This window comes from Aeromonas veronii (assembly GCF_040215105.1).
In the GTDB taxonomy this organism is placed as follows: domain Bacteria; phylum Pseudomonadota; class Gammaproteobacteria; order Enterobacterales; family Aeromonadaceae; genus Aeromonas; species Aeromonas veronii_G.
Window position 1 is genome coordinate 428,241 of record NZ_CP157875.1, and the last position, 13,211, is coordinate 441,451.

The window sequence follows — 13,211 nt, forward strand, 5'->3', positions numbered from 1 at the left end:
CTCTGACTAGGCGCCGGTGCGAGCCAGTGCCTTGAAACCGGCGAAACTGCGACAGGCCAGCAAATTCTTGCTGGCTTTTTCGTTCATCAGGGCCAGGAAGAGATCGTAGAGGCCCATGGCCTCCTCATAGTCCGCCTTGGCGATGGCCAGCAGGAAGATGAGGGTGGCCGTCTCGCCATTGCCCCAGTCGATGCCCTGGGGGGCCAGCACCGTATAGACCAGGGTGCGCCTGGCCAGCAGGCCGAGGGAGTGGGGCAGGGCTATGCCGTCTCCCAGCATGGTGGAGACGATACGCTCCCGCTCCTGCAAGGATCCCCTGAACCCCGTTTCCACCTGCTCTTCCCTTTCCAGCTGATCGCAGACCCGTGTGAACAGGGCTGACTGGCTGATGGGTTCATCGATCACCATGAAATGGTCGGCGTCAAAGTACTTGTCGAGCAGGTAGGGGCGGGTGCGATCGACCAGTACCAGCTTGCCGAGCTGCTCCAACTGATATTGGGCCGGGAAGGGGGCCACCTGCACCACGGGCACATTCTTCTCGCTCACCTTGACCGTGCTTATCACGAAATCCTGCTCGATCCGCGAGAGCCCCTCGTAGTCCCGTACGGATTCCAGACTGGTCAGTTGCAACTGGGGGTATTCCCGCTTGATCCGCGCCTCCAGTACCCGGAAGGTGGCATTGCCGGCATCGCACAGCAGTAACGCCTGGGGGGGACGGCTATAGCCGATGTCATAGTGGCGCTCCAGTCCGACGCCGATATGGATCACCAGGTAGCCTATCTCGTGATGGGTCAGATGATAGGGCGTCTGCCTGATCCACTCGGAGATGGCGGCGAGGGTGATGTCATAGGCGAGGGGATAGTACTGCTTGATGTGATCCGCCAGCGGGTTGTCGGTGCCTATCTGGTATTTGATCCGCAGCAACATGGCGCTGATGTGGGTAAGCAGGTCGGCGTGCAACTGGTCGTCGTGGCGCAAGTCATAGGGATAGTGTTCGTGGATGTAATCCAGCAGGTGCGCCACCAGGTGGGCACTTTCGGCCGTCATGGTCGGGCTGAGCTGCGGGGTATCGGCGATGAGACGAGCCTGGATCTGGATGGCGAGACACAGCAGCTCCGGCTCTCCCGGTGCGGTCAATGTGGGCAGCTCATCATAGATGTCGCGAGCCACGGCGGTGAGGGGGGCGGTCAGATCCTCGCTGCTGAAGGTCAGCAGCTCATGACCCGCCGCCTGGCGGAGCAGGGCCACGGCGCAGTAGATAGTGAGCTGCTGCAGGCTTTCGTCGGCCAGCCTGAGCTGATGGCGACCCAGCTGGGCATGGATCCGGTTGCCGATGACTTCCAAAGTCTTGCTGGGACAAAGGTTGGGCAGCAAGCCCTGCAAGGGGCTGTTGCGGCTCTGTTCCCGATAGAGCAACTGGGTGAGGCAGGCCCGGATGGCGGTCTCTTCCCCTTGAATGCGCATGCCGAGACGGGGCTTGCTGTCGATGTTCAGGCCGAAATGGATCAGCCGCTCCCTCACTTCCGCCATGTCTCCCTGTAGCGCGGCCCGGCTCAGATACCAGGTATCTGCCAGCTCGTCGAGCTTGATCCCCTGCTCGGCGGTGAGCAGCAGCAACTGCAGATGCAGCACCCGCTCCCGGCTGGTGCGGGGCAGGCTGGCCTCCTGCTCCTGGGCCGCCAGCAGTTCGTCAAACAGCCCCTGATTGTAAATCTTGAGTTGATAGCCGCTGCCGCGCTGGTGGATGAGGTGGGCGCCATGGGTGGCGATCAGCTCGTTCAGGGTCGCCACGTCGGTGCGTACCGTGCGGGTGGAGACATTGAGGCGACGGGCCAGCTCCTCCTGCGGCAAGGCCTCGGCGTGGAGCTGGGTCAGCAACTGATGGAGTCTGGGGTGGGGCAGCTTGGTCATGGGGGAAGGAGACTCCGATCGCGGGGGAAGAGAAGGATGTTAACAATTGAATCATCAACAAGCCAGGCACCGGCCAGAGGTTGGACCGGTGCCACTGTCAGGTCAGGGTAGCAGGCGTTTCACCGTATCGAGCAGGGTGCGCACGTCGGCCGGGCGGGTCTGGCCTGCCTCGTCGATGATGGAGCTGTAGACGTGGGGGATCACCTTGTCGACCCCGGCGGTCAGTGCGATTTGGACTATCTCTTCGAAGTTGTCCAGATCGATGCCGCCGGTCGGTTCCAGCCAGAAGCCGTGGCGGGCGCAAGCCTCGGCCACTGCCTGATATTCATCCCGGCTCTTGAGCCCTCCCATGGGGAAGAACTTGACCGAGCTGCCCCCCATGTCCTTGAGCATGGCGATGGCGGTATCGACGGGGACGATGGCGTCGGCCTGACTGGCGCTGAGGGGACCGGTGGAGATCTTGACCATGCCAGGAGTGCCAGTGGGGGAGACAAGGCCGTTGACCAGGCTTTGGGACTGGCCAAGTCGCGCCCGGCTGGCACCGACCCCGGTGAAGACCTGGTTGACATGCTGGGGCTGCAGCAGGCCGGCCAGCTCGGCGACCATGGCGGACTGGCGGGGATCCCCGGCGCCCAGTCCGATGGAGAGAGCGTTGTCGATGAGCGCGGCATACTCTTTCATGTCGGCGACGGCGGCAGGCACGTCCGGGTAGTTCTTGGAGAGCACGCCAACCAGCACGTGGCCCTCGGCCGCCTCATAGACATCGACGGCATTCTGCTTGGAGCCTGCCAGCACATTGAGGCAGATCCGGTCACGGTAGTAATTGGGAATAAGGGACATCAGTGATTCTCCTGGGTTAACTGGGCGATGGCGTGATGGATCTGATCGAGCTGGGCCGGGCTGACGCTGCGCACATCGATCTCGATATGGCCCTCGTTGGCCTTGTAGCCCCGGCAATAGATGGCGGGATTGCCCTGTTGCAAGCGGGCCACCACTTGGACCGTGGTCATGCCGAGGCGTTCGTGGTCGAAGGCAATATCGGTACGGGCGATGTCACGTCCCGCGCTGTCCCATACCACCTTGGCGGTGACGCCGGACAGCTGGTTGAGGCGTTCGATGAAGGGAGCCATCTTGGCGACCATGGCGGCGCCGCTCTCCTTTTCTTTCTCCAGATAACGTTCGATGGCGTGAGTCAGGCCGAGGATCCCTTCCTTGCCAACCTTCATGGCACGGCCGATGCCATTCGCCTGCTGTTTGACCCATGCCACATACTGGGCCTTGCCGAGCACCAGACCGCTGGTGGGCCCCTCGATGGCTTTAGCTCCGCTGTAGATGACCAGATCGGCGCCCTGCTGGTAGTAGAGGCGCAGATCCTCTTCTGCCGCCGCATCGACGATCAGCGGCAGCTGGTGGGCCTTGGCGACATCCGCGGCCTCGGCCACCGACAGAATGCTCTTCTGCACGCAGTGGTGGGACTTGATGTAGAGGATGGCGGCCGTCTGCGGATTGATGGCGGCGGCCAGCTGGGCGGCCGAACACTCGTTGGCGTAGCCGGCCTCCACCACCTTGCCGCCCCCCAGATTGATCATGGTGCCGACCGGCGCGCCGAAGTTCACGTTGTGCCCCTTGGGCAGCACGATTTCGCTCGGCACATCGTGGGCATGGGCATGCAGTTGTTCAAGGCGGTAGGCATCACCGCGCACGATCACGGCGGCGACTGACTGGGCGATGCCGGCACTGGCGCAGGAGACCACGACCGCATCCTCGACCCCCAGCAGGGCGGCGAGATAGGCCCCGGTCTTGTTGACCAGATCCTTGACCTCGAAGTAGTGGCCGAGGCCAAAATTGACGGCGTCGACCACCTCCTGCTCCGGCGTGGAGACACCGAGTATGGTCATGCGCCCGGAGGCGTTGATCACCGGTTTGAGCTGATATTTCTCATAAACAGAAGGCATGGTGTGATTTCCCATAGTGAGTCAGAACCAGGTTGCCGCCGACCAGGACGGCGAGGGGAAGCAGTTGCAGGTCGCCGCTGCGCGATTGCGCCTCGGTATCCGTGAACAGAGTCTGGCATTTGGCCAGATCAAACAGGGTCAGGTCGGCATCGGCGCCTACCTCGAGCCGCCCCTTGCCAGGCAGACGCAGGGCATCGGCGGCCTGATGGGTGACACAGGCGAGCACCTGCTCCAGGCTCATGCCGATGACGAAAAACTTCGACATCACGTGGGCCAGGCTGTAGACGGGGCCCTTGATGCGATTCTTGCAATAGATGTCCGAGCTGATGGTGTGGGGCAGGATCCCCTGACGGATGGCGTGTTCAGCCACTTCGAAGCTGAAGCTGGCGCCGCCATGGCCGATGTCGAGGCGCAGGCCTCGCAGCATGGCGTCGCGTACCGCCTGACGCAGCTCACCGGCCGGGGTCAGGATGCGATTTGGTTTGCCGTTGAAGCAATGGGTCAGCAGATCGCCCTCACCCAGCAGGGCGACGATCTCGTCCAGATCCGGTGGCGTATTGCCCACGTGCACCATCAGCGGCAGATCGCCGTTGTCGCGCTGGATCTGCTTGGCGATGCGCAGGGGTTGCAGGCCATTCTCACCCACCACGCTGCCACTCATGCGGGCCTTGATGCCGACGATGAAGGAGGGGTGGCGGCGAATGGCGGCCTTGGCGAGTACAGGGTCGATATCGGCGGGATTGGCCAGCTCGTTCTGGCGCAACAGGCCGATGCGGGAGATGTTGAGCAGGGCATGGACCCGGGTCTTGCAGCCGGCCGCCAACTGCTGGAAGGCATCCACATCGTCGGCCCCGGTGCTGCCCGCATCGATGACGGTGGTCACGCCGGATTCCACGCCCACCTTGTCCGGTTCATCGTGATAGATGGGGGAAGCGGGGTAGCAGTGGGTGTGGCCATCGATCCAGCCTGCACTCACATAGGTATTACCGGCCAGATCCAGCGTCTCTCTTGCCTCGGCCGTGGCAGGGAGAGAGCCCATGGCCGCTATCTTGCCGTCCAGAATGGCGATGTCGATGAGCTCGCCGTTTCCCTGGCGTCCCGCTCTGATGATGAAGTCATACATGGTGCTGGCCTCTAGCGTGCCGCCCCGCAGGGCGGCCAGTGTTTATGCAAGGGCTACCGGGAAGAAGGTCCCGAGCAGCATGGCACCCAGGATGGCGCCGCCAGTGATGGGCTTGTTCCAGATGTAGAACAGCAGAGCACCCAGCAGGGATCCCAGGCCGATGGGGATGGAGGCACCCATGGCGGAGAGAATGATCAAGGGACCGAGGAAGCGCCCCGAGCTGTTGCCAGCCCCCATCATCACATCCGCCCCATAGGTGGAGTTGCTCTGATTGATGGTGAACTTGCGGGCCAGGATGATCACGTAACCGATGGCCAGGCCAATCCCCATGCCGGTGACCAGGGAGGCGGTGAAGTTCTCCACCGGGTAGACGATGCCGGCACCCAGCAGCAGGGCGGGAACCCCCAGGCCGACGCCGGTCTGGATGGCACCGCCGATGTCCAGTATTCCCACCAGGGAGCCTTCGATGATGCGGGCGAACAGGAAGCTGGCACCAAAGGCCGCGACCGCGCCGTAGGCACCCGTGTCCATCCCGGCCTTCAGCATGGCGACGAAAGCCACTTCGTTGAAGGCACCGACCCCGTACAGATAGAACATGTGGGTCCCGGCAAAGACCCCGGCTGACAGCAAACCGACGAAGATGGGGAAGGACCAGTCGGCATACCAGAAGTTGTTTCTCAATTTCTCATCCATGGGATAGTCCTTATTTTCCGCTCATCAGGTTGTGGACATTGTCCAGCCACAGGGGGACCCCGAGGTGGAAGGACTCGATCAGTTTCATATCGAAGCCACGGAAGAATCCGCTCAGCACGAACAGCAGTACGATGGCCGCCATCATCACCTTGGTGACATGGTTCCAGCCGCTCTCTTCCACCCCCTTGCCGATGAGGATGCCGAGTACCAGACCGGGAACGGCGTTGCCCATGATGAGCTGGGCCAGACCGCCGAAGATGGTGGCCCAGAAGCCGGACTTCTTGCCCGCCTCGATGGCGGCCAGCCAGAAGATCACCGGCATGACGGTGTTGACCAGCAGGTTGGCGGCAGGCACCAGTACCTTGACGGCGGTGACCTGCAAGGCGGCGGGGACGGCGGCGGCGGTGCTGTTCAAGAAGGCGACGACGATGGCGCCGATGATGCCGCAGGCGATGGCCATCTTCTTGGGATCGTGCAAGGTGGTGGCGAGATCCCGGTTCTTGATCATCAGGGCCGCAGCGCCCCAGTTCGGCAGGATGCGGTGATCCACGTCCTGGGTGAAGGCGCCTGCCGCAACGGTTGAGGCCCAGGCGTTGAAGAAGAAGCCAAGACCGAAGGAGAAGTGTGACGCCGGGTCTCCCTCACAGGAGTTGAGCTCGCCCAGGGTACGGAAGGCCCCCATGCCCTGCACGGTCGGTGCATGGAACATCCGTGCCGCACCGGCCCCCACACCGACGCCCACCAGGCCGCCGATGATCAATGATTTGAAAAGAATGATTAGAAACATCCAACATGTCCTTTTTGTGGGTTAAACCAGGCTGAAATCCACCTTGTCCACGTCCAGGCTGGTGACCTTGACGGCGATCTCCAGCTGGACGCGGAACTCACGACGCTGGCGCGGCAGGAAGAAGAACAGAAACTTCTCCACCCGGACCGACTCCTCGGCCTTGAGCACCTGAACCTCGACCGGTTCGAGCCGCAGCATGACGTGCTGGCTGCCCTTGAGCAGCGTGGGTTGCACCTGGCTGAGGGCGGCGGCGAACGCCTGCTGGCGTGTCGCCCCCTTGCCATTGACGATGACCTGGGTGGTGAAGTGTTCTTTCATCAGGCGCGACCGTGCTTCTTGGCGAAGGCCTCGACCAGCTTCTGGCCCAGCTCTTCCTTGTCCATGAAGCCGAAGCCCAGCACCACGCAGCCTTCGTTGATGGCGGTGACGCCCTCTTCGATGGATCGCATGCCGTAGCGGCACTTGTAGCCGTACTTGGTCTGGGCCGTGATAGCACCGGCTCCGCCGCTGCCGCAGAAGGAGATGCCGAGATCCGCCTGCTCCTTGTTCATCACATCACCGAGCTTCATGTCGGCGGCCATGCCGGGGATGACGGTGACGCTGGCACCGGCGGCTTCGGCGCCGGCCCCCACTTTCTGGCCCTTGCCGAGACGATCTCCAATCACGAGTTTGATGGCTGACATACAGGTATCTCCTTGATTAAGGGTTCAGGACTGAACTGAGTTCATTTTCTTTGGCCACTTCGAAATGGACGGACAAGAGATGGGCCTCTTCGTAGGCCAGCTTGTCCAGCCAGGCGACGACCTGTTCGGCCAGTCGCAGGGACAGGGGGGAGATCTCGTCAAACAGGCTGAGATCGACCTCCGGCAGGGATTCACCGCTGTAGGAGCGCCACACCATGGCTTTGACATGGGAGGCGAGCATCTGTTTTTGCACCTCGTTGGGGAGAATGCCCTGTTCGGCCAGCAGGGGATAAATGCGGGCCAGAGTCAGGTCTGTCTTGCGCAACAGGTCCGGGCTATCCGGGGTCAGGGTGTGGTCAGTCTGGGTCTTCAAGGTCTGCTCTCCAAGGCTGGCAGAAGGAATGACCCTACCCTAAGGGGGCAAAGCAGTATGGAGGAGGCAGCTTTTTTCCGATTCGAACTGGAAATCCGGCTGGAAAGCAGACCCAAAATGGCCATTTCTGTGGCTCAGGGGCGTCAAAAGGGGAACTCCAGGCGCTATGAGTGTGATCCGTGCCGCACTTTGGCGGCCGAAACCTGGCCGTGGGCGAGGTGTGGAACTGTGAGTCGTCTCACGCAAAGGGAAGGGGGGCAGACATGAAAACAGGGCCATCGGGCCCTGTCGGTAACCAAATGGTGGCTTAACTGGTGGAAGTGGCGCTGCTGGCCGGCAGGTTCTGGTAGCGCACGTCCTCCTCGATGATGACATCCACATCCAGCGGTTTGCCATTGCGGATGACGGAGATGCGCAGCTTGGTGCCGGGGCGGCTCTCGACGATCTTGTCCATGACGGCCCTTACCCCGCTGATGGCTTCGCCATTGACCTTGAGCAGCACGTCACCGCGCTTGAGGCCGGCCTTGCTGGCGGGCCCCGTGGGGTCCAGGCTCTCCACCACCAGACCCTGCAGATCGCCCAGGTTCATCATGCGCGCGACTATGGGGTTGATCTCGACACTGGAGATGCCGAGGTAGCCGCGGATGACCCGGCCGTTGGCGATGAGCTCATCCATGATGCGCTTGGCCAGCTTGTAGGGGATGGCGAAGCTGATGCCGTAACTCTCCTGATTGCCGTTGAGGTGATAGGCGGCAGTATTGATGCCCACCAGGTCGCCGCGGCCGTTGACCAGGGCTCCACCGGAGTTGCCTTCGTTGATGGCGGCGTCGGTCTGCAGCAGATCCTGCCGGCCATTGCTGTCCGGCCCCATGCTGGAGAGGCCGATGCGGCCGGTGGCGCTGATGATGCCCTGAGTGATGGTCTGTCCGACGTTGTAGGGGTTGCCGATGGCGAGCACCACGTCCCCCACATCCGGCAGGCGGTCGGGATCTTGCGGGATCACCGGCAGGTTGTCCGATTCGATGTAGAGCACCGCCAGATCGGTCAGCTTGTCGGAGCCGACCAGCTCGGCACTGAACACCCGGCCATCCTGCAGCGCGACGATGATCTGATCCGCGTCTGCGATGACGTGATAGTTGGTCAGCACGTGGCCGCGGGCGCTCATGATGACCCCGGAGCCCAGACCCTGTGGTCGCAGCTCCGCCTTTTCACCACGGTTGCCGGCAAAGCTGCGGGTGTAGATGTTGACGACGGCGGGGCCGGCACGGTGAGCGGCGTAGGAGAAACTCAGCTCGCGGGCATTGGTGATGAGGCCGGGTAGCTGGGCTCCGCCACGGAAATTGGGGAACAGCAACAACAGGAGTGCAGCGACGGTGAGGCCGAAGCCGACAGACTTGCCCAAGTAGCTGATCAAAGGTGGGATTTTCATGTCATTCTCATCCGTACAGGCTGCGCGCAGAGAATAACATTATCGGTGGATAAAAATCACCCGCGGCAGTTGCCGCGGGTGTGAGGGGCTTAACGGATCACCAAATAGAGGGAGGAGTCGCCACGCTGGATGTTCAGCGCCAGCACTTCCGGCTTGTCCTTCAGCGCCTTGGTCAGTTCACCCAGGCTGTTGATGCGCAGGCGGTTGACCCCGATGATGATGTCGCCCTTCTGCAGGCCGGAGGCGGCGGCAGGGGAGCGCGGATCGATATCGGAGACGGCCACGCCGGTCACCGGCTCTGAGGTGGTGCTGAGCTTGGCGCCTTCGAGTGCCGGGTGCAGGGCACTGGCGAGGATCTCGCTGTCATCGGCCTTCTTCAGGGTGACCTTGACGGTCTGCTCCTTGCCATCACGGATAAGGCCGAGCGCCACCTGCTTGTCGGCCCCCATGGTGGCTATCTTGGCACGCAGCTCACCGAAGGAGCGGATGGCCTTGCCATCGATGCTGACGATGATATCCCCTGCCTTGATGCCGGCCTTGGCCGCCGCGGAGTCGGGCATGACCTGGTTGACGAAGGCACCATCCTTCTTGTTGTAACCGAAGGACTTGGCGATATCAGAGGTCAGCTCGGTACCCGTGATCCCCAGTTGGCCACGACGGACCTCACCGTACTTGACGATCTGCTCCGACAGGTCCCGCACCATGTTGGACGGGATGGCGAAGCCGATACCGATGTTGCCGCCGTTCGGTCCCAGAATGGCGGTGTTGATGCCGATCAGCTCGCCACGTAGGTTGAGCAGGGCACCGCCTGAGTTGCCGGAGTTGATGGCCGCATCGGTCTGGATGAAGTTTTCCAGGTTTTCGATGTTGAGGCCGCTGCGACCGAGGGCACTGACGATGCCGGAGGTGACGGTCTGGCCCAGGCCGAACGGGTTGCCGATGGCGAGCGCATAGTCACCGACCCGCAGGTCGTCGGAATCGGCAAACTTAATTTGTACCAGGTCATCGGCCTTGATTTGCAGCAGGGCGATGTCGGACTGCTTGTCTTCGCCTATCTTCTTGGCGGCATATTCACGGCCGTCCTTCAGATTGACCTTGATCTCGTCCGCCTCATGAACCACGTGGGCGTTAGTGATCACATAGCCTTTCTTCGCATCGATGATGACGCCGGAGCCGAGCGCCTGGAAGGGCTGCTCGCTCACCTGCTCGTCAGGCATGTTGGGGCCGAAGAAGAAGCGGAATTGTTCGGGCAGGCGCTGGCGAGTGATCTTTTTGCCAGAGACGGAGATGTTGACCACGGCAGGGGTGACCTGCTCGAGGACGGGGGCCAGGCTCGGCATCTCCTGGTTGTTCGCCAGCAGGGGCAGGGCAGCTTGCGCTGGCGCCGCAGACAGGGCGATACCGACACTGAGGGCTAATACACTGAATACAGAAAGAGATTTACGCATATGAGAAACAGCTCCCAGAAAAAGTTGCAGTGCAATCGTCAAGGTCTGACCACGATAAGGCGTAATAAGTTCCACCAGGGGCTAGCTGGATTGCTTGAGCAGACCCGAGGCGCCCGCATAGTCACGGGGCGGCAGACCCGGCTGCTCATTGGCTGATTCATCCTTCACCTCTTCGGCCTCTGACTCGCGGAACAGCGGCTCCTGTACCTTGGCCAGGAACTTGCTCTGCTCGGCCATGTGGCGATAGAGGGTCTGGTATTGATCGGCCAGCTGTTCCATCAGGGCTGCGCTGTCGGCGAAGTGGGTGTTGATCTGACCCTGGTAGCTTTCCAGCTCCTTGTGGGCCTTTTTCAGCTCCTGCTCCAGGCGCCCGGCATCGCGGCTGCGGACAGTAAAACGACCGACCAGAACGCCGATGATCAGGGCGGCTACCGCCAGCAGGATCCCGTTTAACAGAGTCATAGATGCTCCTTTTACAGCTAAATCGATGAGTGTTGAGGCGACCGACATGGCCGCTGTGCCTCGATGGCACTATACCGCGCACCCCGAGGGCGTGATACTATTTTGTCCTTCATTCAGGGACTTGGAGACGGTTGACAGGATGACCCCGCAGCAAAAATACCAGCAGGATTTGCAGCGTCCCGGCTTTTTGGCCGACCCGGCCCAGGCGATGGCCGTGACCCGGCTGGAACGACTCTATCAGGATTTGTGCGCCAGCCCGACTCCGACCAGATCCCGTGGCCTGTTCAGCTGGCTGCAAAAAACCAGGCCACCGGCTCCCGTCCTTGGACTCTATATGTGGGGTGGAGTGGGCAGAGGCAAGACCTGGTTGATGGATACTTTCTTCGAAAGCCTGCCGGGCACACGCAAGCTGCGCATTCACTTCCACCGCTTCATGCACCGCATCCATGCCGAACTCAAGGGGCTGACCGGCCAGGCCGATCCCCTCAAGCTCATCGCCAGCAGGCTGGCGGACGAGGTGGATGTCATCTGCTTCGACGAGTTTTTCGTCTCCGACATCACCGATGCCATGCTGCTGGGCACCCTGTTCCAGGAACTGTTCGGCCACGGCGTCGTGCTGGTGGCGACGTCCAACATTCCACCCAAGGATCTCTATCGCAACGGCTTGCAGCGGGCGCGTTTCCTGCCCGCCATCGCGCTCATCGAGCGGCACTGCGAGATCCTCAATGTGGACGGAGGGGTGGACTATCGCCTGCGGACCCTGGAGCAGGCCGAGATCTATCATTTCCCCCTGGATGAAGAAGCCAAAAGCAATCTGGAACGCTACTTCAGCCAGTTGACGGGGTTGCCTCAGGCGATCCCAGCCCCTCTTGAAGTCAATCATCGTCAGCTGAGCGCGCTGGGGAAAGGGGAAGGAGTGCTCTACATGGAGTTTGAGCAGCTCTGCTGTACTCCACGCTCCCAGGGGGATTACATCGAGCTGGCCCGGGAATTTCACACCGTCTTGCTGGCCAATGTGCAGCCCATGGGCACGGGGACGGATGATGCCGCCCGCCGCTTCATCGCCATGGTGGACGAGTTCTACGAGCGGCACGTCAAGCTCATCTTGTCGGCAGCGGTACCCATGGTTGAACTCTACGGAGACGGCCTGCTGAATTTCGAATTCAAGCGCTGCCTTTCACGGCTCCAGGAGATGCAATCGCACGAATACCTTGCCAGAGTGCACCTTCCTTAGTCACAATACTGCGCCTGCCAGTCGGATGGGCATCTGCGGCAGGTAGGGCCGGGCGACATTTGCTAGCTTCATGGCAGTGAAATTAGCAGGTGATATTTAAGGCAACTTCACTTATAATCGCCCGGCCCACGTTACAGCTGTCGATAAGACAGCAACACTTTAAGCTTTACTTGTATTCGAAGGGGTACAGGTAGGCCATCGTTTGTTGTTTGTGGGAGAGCCCCCATAAGCAATTGGGTCTGTAACAGGTAATTGGGTTTAACTTAATGAAAACTTTCGTTGCCAAGCCAGAAACCGTAAAACGTGACTGGTACATTGTGGACGCAGAAGGTAAAACTCTGGGTCGTATCGCCACCGAGATCGCTGCTCGTCTGCGCGGTAAGCACAAAGCGGAATACACTCCGCACGTTGACACCGGTGATTACATCATCGTTGTAAACGCCGAGAAGGTACACGTAACCGGTAAGAAATTTACCGACAAAATGTACCATGCTCACTCCGGTTTCCCGGGTGGTATCAAGTCCATCAGCTTCGACAAGCTGATTCAGCGTAAGCCGGAAATGGTAATCGAAGCTGCCGTCAAGGGCATGCTGCCGAAGGGCCCGCTGGGTCGTGCCATGTTCCGTAAGCTGAAAGTTTACGCAGGCGCAGAGCACGCTCATGCTGCTCAGCAACCTCAAGTACTGGATATCTAACGGGAACTGGCAACATGGCAGAAAATCAATACTACGGTACCGGCCGTCGCAAAAGCTCCACTGCTCGCGTCTTCATCAAAGCGGGTAGCGGTAAAATCGTAATCAACCAGCGCTCCCTGGAGCAATACTTCGGTCGTCCGACTGCCCGCATGGTAGTTCGTCAGCCGCTGGAACTGGTTGAGATGACCGAGAAACTGGATCTGTACATCACCGTTAACGGTGGTGGCATCTCCGGTCAAGCTGGTGCGATCCGCCACGGTATCACTCGTGCTCTGATGCAGTACGACGAGACCCTGCGTTCCGAACTGCGTAAAGCAGGCTTTGTTACTCGCGATGCCCGTAAGGTTGAGCGTAAGAAAGTCGGTCTGCACAAAGCGCGTAAGCGTCCGCAGTACTCCAAGCGTTAATTCGCTTTTGG

Annotated in this window: 15 protein-coding genes; 3 read left to right on the forward strand and 12 right to left on the reverse strand. The window is 60.9% G+C overall.

Annotation, left to right across the window (positions count from 1 at the left end; translation table 11 throughout):
- Positions 1 to 6: 6 nt before the first annotated feature.
- The 12 genes from ABNP46_RS02080 to ABNP46_RS02135 form a co-directional block, all read right to left on the reverse strand.
- Complete coding sequence (locus ABNP46_RS02080) at positions 7 to 1,911, reverse strand: BglG family transcription antiterminator (RefSeq protein ID WP_349920776.1); 1,905 nt, start codon at positions 1,909 to 1,911, stop codon at positions 7 to 9.
- Positions 1,912 to 2,013: 102 nt separating this feature from the next.
- The gene (gene dagF, locus ABNP46_RS02085) at positions 2,014 to 2,751 is read right to left on the reverse strand and encodes a 2-dehydro-3-deoxy-phosphogluconate aldolase (protein WP_349920777.1); all 738 of its coding nucleotides are present in this window, start codon (positions 2,749 to 2,751) and stop codon (positions 2,014 to 2,016) included.
- Entirely contained in the window at positions 2,751 to 3,866 is a 1,116-nt protein-coding gene (locus ABNP46_RS02090) for a DgaE family pyridoxal phosphate-dependent ammonia lyase (RefSeq protein ID WP_349920778.1), read from the reverse strand. The genes dagF and ABNP46_RS02090 overlap by 1 nt, the downstream gene beginning before the upstream one ends.
- Complete coding sequence (locus ABNP46_RS02095; protein WP_349920779.1) at positions 3,850 to 4,989, reverse strand: amidohydrolase/deacetylase family metallohydrolase; 1,140 nt, start codon at positions 4,987 to 4,989, stop codon at positions 3,850 to 3,852. Before ABNP46_RS02095 ends, ABNP46_RS02090 begins: the two co-directional genes overlap by 17 nt.
- Before the next feature lie 42 nt (positions 4,990 to 5,031).
- Entirely contained in the window at positions 5,032 to 5,682 is a 651-nt protein-coding gene (locus ABNP46_RS02100) for a DUF4310 family protein (protein ID WP_349920780.1), read from the reverse strand.
- A gap of 10 nt (positions 5,683 to 5,692) precedes the next feature.
- Entirely contained in the window at positions 5,693 to 6,469 is a 777-nt protein-coding gene (locus tag ABNP46_RS02105; RefSeq protein WP_349920781.1) for a DUF4311 domain-containing protein, read from the reverse strand.
- Between the two features lie 21 nt (positions 6,470 to 6,490).
- The gene (locus tag ABNP46_RS02110; RefSeq protein ID WP_349920782.1) at positions 6,491 to 6,787 is read right to left on the reverse strand and encodes a DUF4312 family protein; all 297 of its coding nucleotides are present in this window, start codon (positions 6,785 to 6,787) and stop codon (positions 6,491 to 6,493) included.
- Complete coding sequence (locus ABNP46_RS02115; RefSeq protein WP_349920783.1) at positions 6,787 to 7,152, reverse strand: SFCGS family glycine-rich protein; 366 nt, start codon at positions 7,150 to 7,152, stop codon at positions 6,787 to 6,789. The genes ABNP46_RS02110 and ABNP46_RS02115 overlap by 1 nt, the downstream gene beginning before the upstream one ends.
- A gap of 16 nt (positions 7,153 to 7,168) precedes the next feature.
- Positions 7,169 to 7,525, reverse strand: a complete 357-nt coding sequence (locus ABNP46_RS02120) for a transcriptional regulator (protein ID WP_349920784.1) — start codon at positions 7,523 to 7,525, stop codon at positions 7,169 to 7,171.
- 307 nt (positions 7,526 to 7,832) lie between these two features.
- On the reverse strand, positions 7,833 to 8,954 hold the full coding sequence (degS, locus tag ABNP46_RS02125) for an outer membrane-stress sensor serine endopeptidase DegS (RefSeq protein ID WP_349920785.1): 1,122 nt from the start codon (positions 8,952 to 8,954) through the stop codon (positions 7,833 to 7,835).
- A gap of 89 nt (positions 8,955 to 9,043) precedes the next feature.
- Complete coding sequence (locus ABNP46_RS02130; protein ID WP_349920786.1) at positions 9,044 to 10,402, reverse strand: Do family serine endopeptidase; 1,359 nt, start codon at positions 10,400 to 10,402, stop codon at positions 9,044 to 9,046.
- 81 nt (positions 10,403 to 10,483) lie between these two features.
- Complete coding sequence (locus ABNP46_RS02135) at positions 10,484 to 10,864, reverse strand: YhcB family protein (RefSeq protein ID WP_349920787.1); 381 nt, start codon at positions 10,862 to 10,864, stop codon at positions 10,484 to 10,486.
- 139 nt (positions 10,865 to 11,003) lie between these two features.
- On the opposite strand from ABNP46_RS02135, the gene zapE reads away from it, so the two are divergent.
- The 3 genes from zapE (at position 11,004) to rpsI (ending at position 13,200) form a co-directional block, all read left to right on the forward strand.
- Positions 11,004 to 12,098: a cell division protein ZapE gene (zapE, locus tag ABNP46_RS02140; protein ID WP_349920788.1), complete on the forward strand. Its 1,095-nt coding sequence runs from the start codon at positions 11,004 to 11,006 to the stop codon at positions 12,096 to 12,098.
- A gap of 266 nt (positions 12,099 to 12,364) precedes the next feature.
- Entirely contained in the window at positions 12,365 to 12,793 is a 429-nt protein-coding gene (gene rplM, locus ABNP46_RS02145; RefSeq protein ID WP_005336289.1) for a 50S ribosomal protein L13, read from the forward strand.
- A gap of 14 nt (positions 12,794 to 12,807) precedes the next feature.
- Positions 12,808 to 13,200 carry a 30S ribosomal protein S9 gene (gene rpsI, locus ABNP46_RS02150; RefSeq protein ID WP_005336286.1) on the forward strand — a complete coding sequence of 131 codons (393 nt, stop codon included), beginning with the start codon at positions 12,808 to 12,810 and terminating at the stop codon, positions 13,198 to 13,200.
- Positions 13,201 to 13,211 lie beyond the last annotated feature (11 nt).